At 73.5% G+C, this 13,776-nt stretch carries 11 protein-coding genes; 8 read left to right on the top strand and 3 right to left on the bottom strand.

What is annotated here, in order from left to right; translation table 11 throughout:
- Nucleotides 1-363 precede the first annotated feature (363 nt).
- Both ACZ6EM_RS02435 and ACZ6EM_RS02430 read left to right on the top strand, forming a co-directional pair.
- Nucleotides 364-933, top strand: coding sequence for an ADP-ribosyltransferase (locus ACZ6EM_RS02435; RefSeq protein WP_452180264.1), 570 nt, complete (start codon nucleotides 364-366; stop codon nucleotides 931-933).
- Nucleotides 934-1,114: 181 nt separating this feature from the next.
- A complete protein-coding gene (locus ACZ6EM_RS02430) occupies nucleotides 1,115-1,636 on the top strand; it encodes a hypothetical protein (RefSeq protein ID WP_452180207.1) in 522 nt (173 codons plus the stop codon).
- Nucleotides 1,637-1,752: 116 nt separating this feature from the next.
- Here the strand turns inward: ACZ6EM_RS02430 and ACZ6EM_RS02425 are convergent, their stop codons facing one another.
- Complete coding sequence (locus ACZ6EM_RS02425) at nucleotides 1,753-2,349, bottom strand: TetR/AcrR family transcriptional regulator (protein WP_452180208.1); 597 nt, start codon at nucleotides 2,347-2,349, stop codon at nucleotides 1,753-1,755.
- Nucleotides 2,350-2,482: 133 nt separating this feature from the next.
- On the opposite strand from ACZ6EM_RS02425, the gene ACZ6EM_RS02420 reads away from it, so the two are divergent.
- From ACZ6EM_RS02420 to ACZ6EM_RS02410, 3 genes are all read left to right on the top strand, one after another.
- Entirely contained in the window at nucleotides 2,483-4,066 is a 1,584-nt protein-coding gene (locus ACZ6EM_RS02420) for an AMP-binding protein (RefSeq protein ID WP_465771421.1), read from the top strand.
- Nucleotides 4,067-4,076: 10 nt separating this feature from the next.
- The gene (locus ACZ6EM_RS02415) at nucleotides 4,077-5,261 is read left to right on the top strand and encodes an acyl-CoA dehydrogenase family protein (RefSeq protein ID WP_452180210.1); all 1,185 of its coding nucleotides are present in this window, start codon (nucleotides 4,077-4,079) and stop codon (nucleotides 5,259-5,261) included.
- Nucleotides 5,262-5,446: 185 nt separating this feature from the next.
- A complete protein-coding gene (locus tag ACZ6EM_RS02410; protein WP_465771420.1) occupies nucleotides 5,447-6,889 on the top strand; it encodes an MFS transporter in 1,443 nt (480 codons plus the stop codon).
- Nucleotides 6,890-6,976: 87 nt separating this feature from the next.
- Here the strand turns inward: ACZ6EM_RS02410 and ACZ6EM_RS02405 are convergent, their stop codons facing one another.
- Nucleotides 6,977-8,347 (bottom strand): NUDIX hydrolase, encoded by a 1,371-nt coding sequence (locus tag ACZ6EM_RS02405; protein WP_465771419.1) that lies wholly within the window; start codon nucleotides 8,345-8,347, stop codon nucleotides 6,977-6,979.
- A 293-nt stretch (nucleotides 8,348-8,640) separates the two neighbouring features.
- On the opposite strand from ACZ6EM_RS02405, the gene ACZ6EM_RS02400 reads away from it, so the two are divergent.
- The 3 genes from ACZ6EM_RS02400 (at nucleotide 8,641) to ACZ6EM_RS02390 (ending at nucleotide 12,800) form a co-directional block, all read left to right on the top strand.
- A complete protein-coding gene (locus ACZ6EM_RS02400) occupies nucleotides 8,641-9,933 on the top strand; it encodes a DUF4241 domain-containing protein (protein WP_465771418.1) in 1,293 nt (430 codons plus the stop codon).
- Nucleotides 9,934-10,059: 126 nt separating this feature from the next.
- The gene (locus ACZ6EM_RS02395) at nucleotides 10,060-11,451 is read left to right on the top strand and encodes a carotenoid oxygenase family protein (RefSeq protein WP_401053810.1); all 1,392 of its coding nucleotides are present in this window, start codon (nucleotides 10,060-10,062) and stop codon (nucleotides 11,449-11,451) included.
- Nucleotides 11,448-12,800 (top strand): aldehyde dehydrogenase family protein, encoded by a 1,353-nt coding sequence (locus ACZ6EM_RS02390; protein WP_465771417.1) that lies wholly within the window; start codon nucleotides 11,448-11,450, stop codon nucleotides 12,798-12,800. The genes ACZ6EM_RS02395 and ACZ6EM_RS02390 overlap by 4 nt, the downstream gene beginning before the upstream one ends.
- 27 nt (nucleotides 12,801-12,827) lie before the next feature.
- On the opposite strand, the gene ACZ6EM_RS02385 is transcribed toward ACZ6EM_RS02390, so the two are convergent.
- Nucleotides 12,828-13,667 (bottom strand): hypothetical protein, encoded by an 840-nt coding sequence (locus ACZ6EM_RS02385; RefSeq protein ID WP_465771416.1) that lies wholly within the window; start codon nucleotides 13,665-13,667, stop codon nucleotides 12,828-12,830.
- Between the last annotated feature and the right edge of the window lie 109 nt (nucleotides 13,668-13,776).

Genomic DNA, 13,776 nt, shown 5'->3' with positions numbered 1-13,776 from the left:
GGGCCGCGTCCTTCGCTCACCCGGGGTCCGAGTGGACCGGGACGGCCGGGAGCGTCAATCGGCGACGAGGACACGCCCCTGATCGGGTGAGTTGCGGCATCTCCGGGCCAGGGGGCGGCCAGGGTAACGGTCGTGATCGACATCCGCATCCGCACGGCCGCCGGCGCAGTCGCCCTCGCCTGCGCCGTCGTGCTCATCCCCGAGATCCCGGCCGTCGCCGCCCCCGCGGCCGCGACCGAACCCGCCCCGTTCAGCTGCCTCGACCCCAGCGGGGAGGCGCTCTGGAGCGGTCCCCAGTGCGACGGCGTCATCGTCCGTGAACTCGGCACCGAGGCCGTCGCCATCCTCCTGGACGGCCGCCGGATCGACTTCGCCGACGAGGCCGAACTGCGCGCCGACGACTGCGCCGTCCGGCCCGCCGTCACCCTCCCCGCCAGCACCTTCGAGAACCTTCCCAAGGGCCCGGACCCGCTGTACGCCGCCGTGGACCGCCGGGTGGACGTACCCCGCATCACCCCCGAACCGCACTGGCGCAAGAACTGCCACCCGCTCTTCCGCTCGGACGGCCGCGATCCGTCCGTCATCTTCGAGGAGGGCTTCGGCCCGAAGGACACCGTCAACGGCCAGTACGACATCACCGGCTACGTCCTGCAGAACCAGCCCTCGCCGTTCGTCAGCACCACCTACGACCCCGAGCTGTACAAGAAGTGGAAGAAGGTGCCCTGGGACTACTTCATCGACGCCCCCGGCGGCATCGACGTCAACGCGACCATCGGCGACCAGCACCAGTACGCCGACCAGGTCGAAGTCGCGTTCCCCGGCGGCGTGGACCGGCACTTCATCCGCCGGGCCTGCCCGGTCGACCGGGCCACCGCCTCCCTGGTCGAGTCGGGCTGCGTGGACAACCCGCACTACCAGCCCTGGCTGCACTGACCACAGGCCGTCCGCCGTCGGCCGGCCGGGCAGGCCGGCCGACGGCGGGCCGGAGCGCGACGCCGCGCGACGGGGCTGGGGAATCGTTCCTTCCTCCTTGGCGAACCCTTGGCAATCCGGCATGGTGGTAGGCGAGTCGACCGAGCCGTCGGCTCGCGGGCGACCCTCGGGGGGAGAGGCCGTGGCTGATCCGCCGGAGCAGGATCCTGACCACGAGATCCGGAAGTGGTCGGTGCGGATCGGCCTGGCGGCATCAGCCGTCACGATCCTCACCTGGCTGGGGATCGCGGACTGGAACGATCTCAAGGCCAAGATCACCGGCACCCCGGCTTCGTCGGCGGCGCCGGCGCGACCGCCGACCTACCCTGCGCCGGTGGTCACTCGCACCGCGGTGCGCGGACCGGCGGAGGACCCGGCCTGCCAGGAGGCCGAACAGGCCATCAGCGCGTACACCTCCTCCACCGCTGCGTCAGGTGCTTCCGCGGTAGCGCGCCTGCGGGCCTACGCGGAGGGTCTCGACGTCGCCGCCTCGCATGCGGTCGACCCTCGTGTTCGCGCTGCCATCAGGGCCATGGCCGCGGACGAGCGACTCGCCGCGGCCGACCTCGACGTGGCGGACTTCGCGGCGTTCCGCAGCGACAGCGCCAGGGCCCTGTCGGACATGTCGGCCGTGTACGACGCCTGCAGTGCGTCCGCCTCGTGACCGACCGTAGGTCGCACCGGGCCGGGGGCGGCTGAAGCCCCCGCGCCGGTTGCGCGTCGCCGTGCTTGTCGTGGTCGGCAACGACCGCCGCCGGGCGGAGTCGCCGCCGGGGTCGGTCAGGACGGGCTGCCGTAGCCGCTGGCCCACAGGCGGCCGTGGACGGCGAGGTCCAGCAGCATGCGGCCGGCCTCCTCGGCCGGCATGGGTGCGGGGTCCTGTTCGAGCCACCAGTGCAGCACCGCCAGCTGCTCGCCGACCCAGGCGCGGGCCAGCAGATCGGCGGGCAGTCTCGGCGTGACGCCGCTGTGCCGCGTACGGGCGCTGAAGACCTCCCCGACCCGCCGTGCGGACTCGTCGTGGAAGGCGCGCAGGGCCTTGCCGTCGCCCTCGCCGCGCAGGATCACCAGGTACAGGCCGCGTTCCTGCCGGGCGTGACGGAAGAGTTCGGTCAGCGGCTTTCCGGTGAAGCCGGTCTGTGTCTCCTCGGCGAGCGGGTGCAGCCGTTCGTCCAGTTCCTGGAGCAGGTCCGCGGTGATGCGGGTGAGCAGGTCGTCCTTGTCGCGGTAGTGGCTGTAGAAGGTGGCCCGCGCGACGTCGGCCCGCTCGGTGATGTCCTCGACGGTCAGTCCCGCGTACCCGCGCTCCAGGGCCAGTTCGACCAGTGCGTCACGCAGCGCGCGCCTGGTCCGCCGGGTGCGCCTGTCCTCGGCCACTTCGCCTCCGTCGTCTCGCCGGGTCTGTTCGGTGATGAGTCTAGCGAACCTTGACAGCTGCTCCGTTACTGGACACGCTGTCTGGAAATGGTCGCGGAGTCCATGAGTGGCTCCTGGATTCGGATGGTGTGTCGTGAACCTCGGCGTGTACCTGACCCGCAGCGCCCGCTACTGGCCCGACGAGCCCGCCCTCGTCTGCGCCGACCGGCGCTGGACCTTCCGGCAGTTGGAGGAGGAGGCGAACCGGCTCGCCCGCGCACTGCTCGCACGCGGCCTCGGACCCGGCGACGCGGTCGCGAGCCTCGCCTGGAACCGCGGGGAGCTGATCGTCGTGGAGTTCGCCCTGTACAAGGCGGGGCTGGTGCGCGCGCCGATCAACGCGCGCCTGGGCCGCGCCGAGATCACGCACCTGCTCGGCTACGCGCCGGTCAAGGTGCTGCTCTTCGACGCCGCGCACCGCGAGGACGCGCTCGCCGCTGTGGACGCCTCCGGCACCGATTGCCTGCCGGTCGAGTTCGAGTCCGGCTTCGCCGCGCTGCTCGCCGAGAGCGAGGCGGCGGACGAGGCGGTAGGTGAGGTGGCGGGCGACGCGGCAGGCGCGGCCGGCCCGGTGTGCGTGGAGGTCGGCGAGGACGATCCGTGCGTGCTCAACTTCACCTCGGGTTCGACCGGTGCGCTCAAGGCGGCCGTGCAGACCTTCGGCAACCGCCTCGCCAACCTGCGCAAGCAGCTGACGACCGAGCCGCGCCCGCGCCCCGGCTCGCGCTACCTGGCCTGCGGGCCTATCACCCACGCCACCGGAATGCCGCTGCTGGCCTGCGTCTTCGCCGGAACCACCGTCCACGTACTGCCCGCCTGGGACCCGGCGGCGTTCCTGGCCACCGTCCAGCGCGAGCGGATCGACGCCACCTTCCTCGTGCCCGCCATGCTCACCATGCTGCTGGCCCACCCGGGGCTCGCCGACCACGACCTGTCCAGCCTGACCGACCTGCGCGTGGGCGGCGCCCCGATCTCTCCGCAGCGGCTGCGCGAGGCGGTCGCCGCGTTCGGCCCCGTCGTCGGCCAGGGATACGGCCTGGCCGAGACCACCTCCGTGGTCGCCGGCCTCACCCCGGCCGAGATCGCCCGCGCCGTGACCGACGACCCGGAACTGCTCCAGTCCTGCGGGCGGCCCGGCTACGACACCGAGGTCCGGGTCGTCGACGAGCGGGGACGCGAGGTCGCCCCGCGCGAGATCGGCGAGATCGTCGTGCGCGGCCAGGACTGCGTGCGCGAGTACTGGCGCGAACCGGCGCTCAGCGCCGAGACCTTCGTGGACGGCTGGGTGCACACCGGAGACCTGGCCTGGATGCGCGAGGACGGCTACCTGTTCATCGTGGACCGCAAGAAGGACATGATCATCTCCGGCGGCTTCAACATCTACTCGACCGAGGTCGAAGCAGCCCTCGACGAACACCCGGCCGTCCACGAGTCCTGCGTCGTCGGCGTGCCGGACGACCGCTGGGGCGAGGCGGTGCACGCCGTCGTCGTCCTGCGCACCGGCGCCCGGCCGGACGCCGAGGAACTGATCGCCTTCTGCGCCGAGCGCCTGGACCGCTTCAAGAAGCCCCGCTCGGTCGACTTCGTCACCCGGCTCCCGCACAACCGCAACGGCAAGCTCGACCGCAAGGCCGTCCGTGACACGTACTGGGCCGGCGCCGCGCGCCGGGTCAACTGAAAGGCCCCCGATGCTCTTCTCGCTGCGCCCCGACCACTCCCACGACCCGCTCCTGGACGAGCTCGTGCGCAAGCTGCGCACCTACCTGGACGGCGAACTCGCCGACTACGAGCACGAGCACGCCGTCACCCCGGAGACCCCGATCAGCCGCGCACTGCTGGAGCCGGTGTGGCGCCGCAGCCGCGAACTCGGCTTTTACGGCATCCACCTGCCGGCCGAACTCGGCGGCCGCGGCCTGACGTACACCCAGCTCGCCGCCCTGAAGGAGGAGACCGCGGCCAGCGGCCGGGTCCTGGCGCACAGCGTGCTGGGCGAGATGGGCGGTCCGCTGCGGGTCGGCGACATCCTCGCCGCCGCCACCGCGCACCAGCTGGACCGCTACTTCCTGCCCGTGGTGCGCGGCGAGCGCGCCTGCTGCTTCTCCCTGACCGAGACCGACGCCGGCTCGGACGTGCGGGCCATGCGCACCACCGCCGTCCGCGAGGCCGACGGCGGCTACCGGCTGACCGGCCACAAGGTCTTCTCCAGCGCCGGACCGGTCGCCGACTTCGCCATCGTCATCGCCCGCATGGACGGCACCGAGAAGACCTACTCCGCCTTCCTCGTCGACCTCGACAGCCCGGGCTGCCAGGTCCTCGACGGAGCCACGCCGATGTCCGGCGAGCACATCGAGAGCGACATCGTGCTCACCGACTGCCGCGTCCCGGCCGCGAACCTGCTCGGTGGCGAGGGCGACGGGCTGCTGCTCGGGCTCGGCCGGGTCAACGTCAATCGACTGCTGCACTGTCCCAGCGTGCTCGGCCTGGCCCGCCGCGCGCTCGAACTGACCCTGGACCGGGCCCGCACGCGCACCGTCGGCGGGGCACCGCTCGCCGAACTGCAGTCGATCCAGCACAAGGTCGCCGACATGGCCACCTCCTACTACGCCGCCCGCGCCATGACCTACGCCGCGCTGGCAGCCCTGGACACCGGCACCGTGCCGCGGCTGGAGGCCTTCATGTGCAAGCTGAACGTCGCCGAAACGGCGTTCCGCATCCTCGACGAAGCCGTACAGATCCACGGCAAGGAAGGCCTGACCCAGGGCCACGAGGTCGAGTTCCTGTTCCGCAAGGTGCGCATGTTCCGCGTGCTGACCGGCACCTCGGAGATCCAGAAGAACGGCATCGCCAGGCTCCTGCTGCCCAAGACCGGGTGAGCGGAGGGGAGCCTGACCACCCCCGAGCCCGGCGAACACGGCCGCGACGTCCTCGCCGACCGACCGGGAACCGGTCCGCCGCACCCCACCTGCGCCACCACCCCGGCAAGCAGTGCCCTCACCCCACCCACGGAGGACTGCATGACCAGACGCCACCACACCCCCGACGCGACGGCCCCGGTCGGATGACCGCGCCACCGCTGCCCGCCGCCACCGTCGAGGGCGCGGCCGACGACGGCACCGACCCGCGGGGCCTTCGCCGGACCCTCGCCGCCCTGCTCCTGATCACGATGTTCGCCGGCTTCCAGCAGAGCTACTTCACCCCCCTCTTCCACACCCTCGGCGACCGCTACCACGTCGGCGTGACGGCACTGGCGTGGACGGTCACCGGCCCCGCACTCACCGCGGCACTGGCCACCCCGCTGCTCACCGCACTCGCCCAACGGCACGGACACCGGCGGGTCCTGCGCGCGACCACGGCCGTCGTCGCCGCGGGCGCCGCACTGATCGCGATCGCCCCCGACTACCCGCTCCTCCTGGCCGGCCGGGTCCTGCAGGGCTGCCTGGCCGCCTTCCTGCCCCTGATGACCGGTCTGGTCCGGCACCGCCACGGAATCCGGAGCACCCGCAAGGCCGTCGCCCATCTGTCGGCCGCACTGATGCTCGGCGTCCTCCTGGGCAGCGCCTGTTCCTCCCTGCTCCTGCGCGCCGCGGGCACCGGCGCCGTGCTGTGGGTCCCGGCCGCGGGCACACTCGCCGGCCTTCTCCTGCTGCTCCGCACGCCGGCCGCCGCCGACCGGCCGCCGGCGCGGGACGCCCGCGTCGACTGGCCCGCCGCCCTGCTGCTGGCCGCGGCGCTGGTCCTGGTCGTGCTCGCCCTCCAGGAAGGCGCGGCCTGGGGCTGGCGCAGCCCCGCGACGCTCGGCAGCATCGCGGCCGGAACGCTCCTGCTCGGGGCCTGGTTCCGGACACAACTGGGCAGCCCCGCCCCGCTGATCGACGTCCGCCGGCTGCTGCGGCCCCGGCTGCTGCCGGTCTTCGCGGTGGGCTGCAGCGTCCACTACGTCGTCTTCGGCGGGCAGGTGTCCTACTCGACCTACCTCACCCAGCCCACCGCACTGGCCCTGCCCACCTCCGCCGTGGGGCTGGTCCTCCTGCCCGCCCTCTGCGGCATGACCCTCTTCAGCGCCTGCACCAGCAGGCTCGGACAGGCGATCGGCCACCGTCGGGTCACCGTCCTCGGCGCCGTCCTCGTCGCCCTGGGAGCCGTCGCCCTGCTGCTGCGCCACTCCCAGGCGGCCGACCTCACCGTGGCCCTCGGCCTCGCCGGCAGCGGAGCGGGTCTGATCTCCGGAGCCACCCGCATCCTCATCGTCGACGCCGTACGCACCGAGGAGACCGCGGCCGGCTCCGGCCTGTTCGAACTCCTCGTCAGTCTCGGTACCGCGGTCGGTTCGGCGGTCACGGCCGCGGTCCTGGACGCGCAGCACAGCAGCCCGCACGCCTACACCAACGCCTGGGCCGCGAGCGCCGCGGTCGCCCTGCTCGGCCTCGCGGCCGCGTTCCTCCTGCCCGCGGACCGTGCCTCCTCCCGCCGTCTGCGCGGAGGCCGGCGCCGCGACCGGTGACGGACCCGTGATGCGGCGTCAGCGGGTCCGCGCCGGTTGCGCGGGGCACCGGGTGGTCGGCTGGGCGGCCGGTGGGTTCGGGCCGGATCACGAGGTGCTGCCGGCCGGGTGGTCGGCCGCCGCGGCGAGCAGTGGCAGGTAGTGCTGCATGTAGGGCGGGACCTTGAGGTCGAGGACCTCGTCGAAGGGGACCATGCGGACGGCCAGGCCCTCGTCGCCGAGCCGCAGGTCGCTGTCGGGGCCGTCCCAGGCGGCGTGCAGGACGCGGACGAGCGGGGAGACGAGCTCGTGCTGGGGGCCGGGCACCGGCCGCATCCGTGTGATGGTGATTCCGGCCTCCTCGCGGACCTCGCGGGCGGCGTTCTCCTCGGGGGTCTCGTCGGCCTCGCGCCATCCGCCGATCGGGGTCCAGTAGCCGGGCCAGGCGATGCCGGGCTTGTCGTCGCGGTGGTGCATCAGCAGCCGCCCGGCCGGGTCGGTGACCAGGACCATGACGCCCTCGAAGTCGTCGGCCGGGGACGGGCGTTCAAGGTAGAGCGGGGTGCCGCTGCGGTGGGCGCGCAGGGCTTGCAGGAGCCGCCGGTAGCGGTCCGGGCCCATGTGGTCGTGCCAGTCGTGGGCGGTCTCGAAGCGCCATTCGGTGTGCTCGGCGGGGTCGAGGCGGATCCGGGCCTGCTGCTCGGCGGTGAGGACGCCGCCGTCGAAGACGTAGCCGCAGGCGGGGACGGGGAGCAGGCTGCCGGCCTGCTCGTGGACGACGGCGACCAGGCGCCGCCGAAGCACCTGCGGGTTCTCCGTGGCGAGGTCGAGGCCCAGTTCCTCCCGGGCCTCGCGCAGGGCGGTGGTGAACGGTGTCTCGCCGTGCTCGACGTTGCCGCCGGGGAAGTTCCACACACCGGGGTCGACGGTGGAGCGCAGCCCGAGGACGCGCCCCTGTGGATCGGTGACGAGGAAACAGCCGTACGAGCCGGGCCGGGCGATGGTGGTGAGGTAGCCGCCGACCGGCCGCCAGCCGGGCAGGGCCAGGCGGCCGGTGAGCCATTCGATCACGGTGCGCTGCCCGTCGCTCGTCGGCGGCAGCCGGTCGGGGGCGGCCCACCGGTGGTCGTCGTGGCCGGGCGAGAGGAGGATCGCGGTGCCGTCCGGCACGACCGTGGTGAAGACGTACTGGCGCACGCGCAGGCCGCGCCGGTCGGTGAGGTCCAGGTGCCGCGCGTACTCCAGTGACAGGCCGGCGAGCCCGGTCTCCTCGGCCAGCTGCCGCGCCGCGCCGGCCTCCACCGCCTCGTCGCCCGCCCGGCCGCCGCCCGGGTACTCCCACCGGCCGGGCAGGACGCCGTGCGCGGCCCGGCGGATCATCAGGATCCGGCCGGAGGCGTCGCGGACCACCACGCCGACGCCGATCCGCTGGACGCCCTCGCGGTGGGCCAGGTCGGTCAGCACAGTGAAGTCGATCACCGGAAGGGCTCCTCGCTGCAAGGTGGTGGGCGGGTGCGCAGTACTGCCGGTCAGGGGGGTTCGACAGTCAAGTCTGCTCCTGGGAGGGCGGGTTCAGGAATGGCTCGTGGGCGGTTCCAGGCGTCCCGATGATGGTGCTGTTCGAATGCGGCTCGCAAGTGGACCCGGATCGGGGGCGGGACGCCGTACGGGTGCTCGACCTCGAAGCGGGCATCGGCGGACCGGCCGTCGGACCTGTCGGACCCGGTCTCTAGGGTGGAACCGCACAGCAGACGGCTCGATGGAAGGCAGGGATGACCGAGGTGCACAGCGACGTGCTCGTCGAAGCGGTCTACGGCGACGGGTGGGACTCCTCGAACCGTTCGACGGTCCGTCCGATCCCCCGGGCGGAGGCAGCCCGCCGGGACGCGGCGGGCGAGCCGTACGCCGTCGTGCTCGCCGCCCCCGGGCAGGAGCTGCCCGTCGCGGTGCTGCACGTCGCCTGGGCCGGCCACTACCTGGGCCTCTGGCGGTTCGACGGCTCGGGCCGCCGGGTGTTCGAAGCCGACCTGCGCAGGCTGGAGCCGGAGCGGCTGTTCCTGCGCCACCTGGCCGAATGGCAGTACGAGGAGGAGGACCTCCCCGAGCTCTCGGACAAGGCCCTGAGGCGGACGGTCGATCTGTACCCGGACGGGAAGAACAGCGAGGGCCGTTACCCGCGCGGACGCGGCGGCGGAACGACGCGCACCCTGGTCGACCTGCCGCGTGAGCGGTGGTGGCTGCCGGTACCGGAATTCGGCTGCTGGGAAAGCCTGTTGGCGGAACCCCTGTTCGGGCTGCCGGGCCCCTTCGAGATCGCCCAGGAGACCTCGGACATCGCACCGACGCCGGCCGGTCGCGCCGCGGAGCCCTTCGGCTGGCGACCGCCGGCGCCGGCGGCCGCGCCCCGGCTCGACGAGCTGTTCACTCCCGGGGCCGTGTTCACCCATCGGCACCGGCCGCAGCCGCTCGTCATCGAACCGGTGACAACGGTGACCGGGATCGCCCTGCCCACGGGGCGGCTGGCGGTCTGCGACCCCTCGTACCTGCCCGTCGGCGCGGAGGGCGACCCACTGGTGATCGAGGTTCCGCCCGGTGTCCACCCGGTGCAGGAGACCGGCGCCAGTTACGAGGACGAGATGTTCGGCGATCGCTTCACCGCCCGCGACACCTACGCCGTGCGCGTGCTGGTGAGCGAGAAGCCGACCGCCCGCTGGACGATGGCGGTCCCGCCGGGAGAGGACCCGAGGCTGCTGCGCGACGGCCAGTACTTCGGCTTCGGCGTCGACTCCGCCACCGGCTGTTTCGTCGAGTCCGCGGCCCGAACCGACCTGGGCCGCCGCTTCATGGACGCCCTCACCTCCGGCGGTGGCGACGACCTCCACGAACTCGACGGCGGCTACGGCAAGGTGACCGAGGAGGCCGGCGGGGCCGAGCTGGTCACCTTCGTGCTGGGCGGAGACGGCGTCTACCCGGTCTGGGTGGGACACGACGACGCGGGTGAGGTCACGGCGGTCGTCGTGGCGGACGTCTTCGAAGTCGGCTCTCTGGAACCGTCGACCGGATGACGGCCCTCCGGCGGGCGTGACGCCCACGCGCCACCGGCCGTCACCCGGCGGGCGGTCGGGTCGTTGATCCGGACGCGCTGCCCAGCGGGAGCAGCGGACGTCGGAAACGGCCTGGAGGAGTCTGCGGTGTCCACCGTCACCAATCCGTTCACGGGTGCCTACACGCCGGTGGGCGAGGAAGTCACCGCGTTCGACCTGCCGGTCACGGGAACGATCCCGGCCGAGCTCAACGGCCGGTACCTGCGCAACGGGCCCAACGGGATGCGGGCGGAGGACCCCAGGCCGAGGCACCTGTTCGGCGGGTACGCCATGGTGCACGGGGTGCGGCTGCTCGACGGGCGGGCCCGGTGGTACCGCAACCGGCTGGTGCGCAGCGCCGCCGTGGCCGAGGCCCTGGGGGAGCGGCCGCGCCCCGGCGCCGCTCCGCGGATCACCGACGTCGCGCCCAACACCCACGTCATCGGGCACGCCGACCGCACCTTCGCGCTGGTCGAGGGCGGCTTCCGCCCGTACGAACTCTCCTACGAGATCGAGACGGTGGGCGCCAGCGACTTCTGCGGCACGCTGCCCGACGGGTTCGCCGCCCACCCGAAGCTCGACCCGGTCACCGGCGAGCTGCACGCGATCACCTGGCAGCGGGACAGCGAGAACCTGCGGCACCTGGTGCTCTCCCCGCAGGGAGGCGTCGTCCGGGCCGTGGACGTCCCGGTCGCGCACCGGCCGGTGGTGCACGACATGGCGCTGACCCGGAACTTCGCCGTCGTCCTCGACCTCGCGGCGCGCGTCAGCACGGCCGACAACCGGGCGCGCAAGACGTACCCGGCGGTCTGGGACGAGACCGGCGGCGCGCGGATCGGGCTGCTGCCCCGCGACGGCACCGAGGTCGCCTGGTTCGAGGTCGAGCCCTGCTTCGTCTTCCACACGCTCAACGCCCACGAGGACGGCCACCGGGTCGTCATCGACGTGGTCCGCTACCCGCGGATGTTCGCCGGCGGCGCGCTGGACGGGCAGAGCAGCCCCACCCTGGACCGCTGGACCGTCGACACCGTCTCCGGCAGGGTCGCCGAGACCCGCCTGGACGACCGGCCGCAGGAGTTCCCGGCGGTCAGCCCGGCGGTGGTCGGCGGCGCCCACCGCTACGGGTACTCCACCGTGGCCGGCGACCTGCTGCGCCACTTCGCGGCGGCCGGGGCCCTGGAAGCCCTGACCCCGGAGGCCGCCGGGGACGCCCTGATCAAGCACGACCTGAGCCGGCGGTCCAGCACCGTGCGGCGGTTCGGCGCCGGCCGCTACACCGGCGAGGCCTCCTTCGTCCCGCGGCAGGGCGCCCGCGGCGAGGACGACGGCTACCTGCTGGCCTACGTCCACGACCCCGAGCGGGGCGCGAGCGACCTGGTCGTCCTCTCCGCCGAGGACTTCACCGGCGACCCGCTCGCCACCGTCCACCTGCCGGTGCGGGTGCCGGCCGGCTTCCACGGCAGCTGGATCCCCGACCCCGCCCGGGAGGACTCCGCATGAGCACCCCGCCCATCACATCCTCGGACAGCCGGCCCTCGGACACGCCGGCCGGGGCCGTCGCCCGGCTGCGCGCGACCTTCCGCACCGGCCGCACCCGGCCGCTCGCCTGGCGCACCGAGCAGCTGACCGGGCTGCGCGCCCTGCTGATCGGGCACCGCGAGGAGATCGCCGCCGCCCTCCACGCCGATCTGCGCAAGCCGCGCGCCGAGGCCGACCTCGCCGAAGTCGACTTCACCGTACGGGAGATCGACCACACCCTGCGGAACCTGGAGCACTGGCTGCACCCCGAGCCGGTGCCCGCCGCCGCGCTCACCCGGCTGCCGCCGGGGACGAGCGCCCACACCCGCCACGACCCGCTCGGGACCGTCCTGGTCATCGCGCCCTGGAACTACCCGGTGCAGCTGCTGCTGGTGCCGGTGGCGGGTGCGATCGCCGCGGGCAACACGGTGCTGGCCAAGCCGAGCGAGCTGGCGCCGGCCTGCTCGGCCCTGCTGGCGCGGCTGCTGCCGCAGTACGTGGACCCGGCGGCGATCGCCGTGCTGGAGGGCGGCGGGGAGACGGCCACCGCCCTGCTGGCCGAGCGCTTCGACCACATCCTCTACACCGGCAACGCCGGCTTCGGCCGGGCGGTGCTGCGGGCCGCCGCCGAGCACCTGACCCCGGTCACCCTCGAACTGGGCGGCAAGTCACCGGTGTTCGTCGACCGGGGCGTCGACCTCGGGGTGGTCGCGGCCCGACTGGCCCGCGCCAAGTTCGCCAACGCCGGGCAGACCTGCGTCGCCCCCGACTACCTGCTGGCCGACCCGGCCACGGCCCGGGCGCTGGAAGGCGCCCTGGAGCGGGCGGTCACCGAGCTGTACGGCCCCGACCCGGCGCGGTCGCGGGCGTACGGACGCCTGGTCGACGAGCGGCACTTCGACCGGGTCGTCGCCCTCCTCGACTCGGGGCGCACGGTCTTCGGCGGCCGGCACGACCGCGCGGACCGCTACATCGCGCCCACCCTGCTCGCCGAGGTGCGGCCGGACGCCCCGGTCATGCGGGAGGAGATCTTCGGCCCCGTCCTGCCCGTCGTCGAGGTCACCGGCCTGGACGAGGCGATCGCCTTCATCAACGAGCGGGACCGCCCCCTCGCGCTCTACGCCTTCACCGAGGACGGGCACGCCCGTCGGCGCCTGGCGGAGGAGACCAGCTCGGGCGGCCTGAACTTCGGCCTCCCGGTGGCTCACCTGGGCATCCCGGAACTCCCGTTCGGCGGGGTGGGGGAGAGCGGCTCCGGCCGGTACCACGGCCGCTGGTCGATCGACACCTTCAGCCACCGCCGGGCCTGCCTGGACGTGCCGCTGGACTGAGCGGCGCGAACCTCCGTGGTCACGGCGTCAGTCCTCCCAGCACATCGCGGTGATCGCGGTGGTGAGGGCCAGCCAGCCGACGATCGGGACGGTGAGGGTGAAGGCGAAGGACCACTGGAGCGCGATCAGGAGGACGCTGCCGGCGAAGGCGAAGACGGAGAGGAACAGGCAGGCGATGGCGGGGAGGAACCAGCTGTCCCGGCCGCGCCGGAGCAGGGTGTGGACGGCGAGCAGGGTTCCCGCGCCGACCAGCAGGGCCAGTTCGAGGAAGGTGAGCCAGGGGACGTCGGTGACCGGGGAGCGGTGGCCCTGGTGGGAGATCTCCACGACGTGGCCGTTCCACAGGGTGAGGTCCACGTTGTCGCCGCTCCGGACGCTGCCGTAGAGGCCGTCGGAGACGGCGTAGGTGTCGGTGGGCGCGGCCTCGCGGGAGACGGTCACCTCGTAGTGGGGGGAATCCTCGTTCGAGCCGGCCCTCCTGTCCGTCACCCGGCCGGTCTCGTGGGTGGTGCAGTCCGTGGCGGTGGCGGTGGCGGTGGCGGGCGCGGTACAGGCCGGGGCGCCGCGGTAGGCGGTCGCCGCGTCGAAGGCGTCGACGAACCAGGAGAAGCCGAGGGCGACGGAGGCCAGACCGGTCAGGACGAGCAGGACCCGGGCCACGACCCGGGCGGCGGGGCGGCGCTTCCGAGGGCGGGAGGGGCCGTGGGGGCGGGGTGGTGGCGTTCGTACGGGCGGTGCCGGGACGCGGTCGGCCAAGGCCGGGGTTCCGTCGATGGGGGCCGGGGCGGTGGTGGTGCCGGCGGCGGGTACCGCGTCGGCCGGCTCCCGTGGCTCGTCGCCGCCGGCGACCTCGATCCGCGCGTCCATCGCTCTCCCTCGGCCCTCCCGGGCGGTTCCCGGGTTCAGCCGGGATGATGGCAGGGATCGACCGTCGCGAGGGAGCAACCGGAGGAGTTTGTCACCGACTTGTCGAACT

This window comes from Kitasatospora sp. NPDC041917 (genome assembly GCF_055589745.1).
The sequence above is the reverse complement of the archived record's forward strand: the minus strand, read 5'-3'. Positions and strand labels throughout refer to the sequence as shown.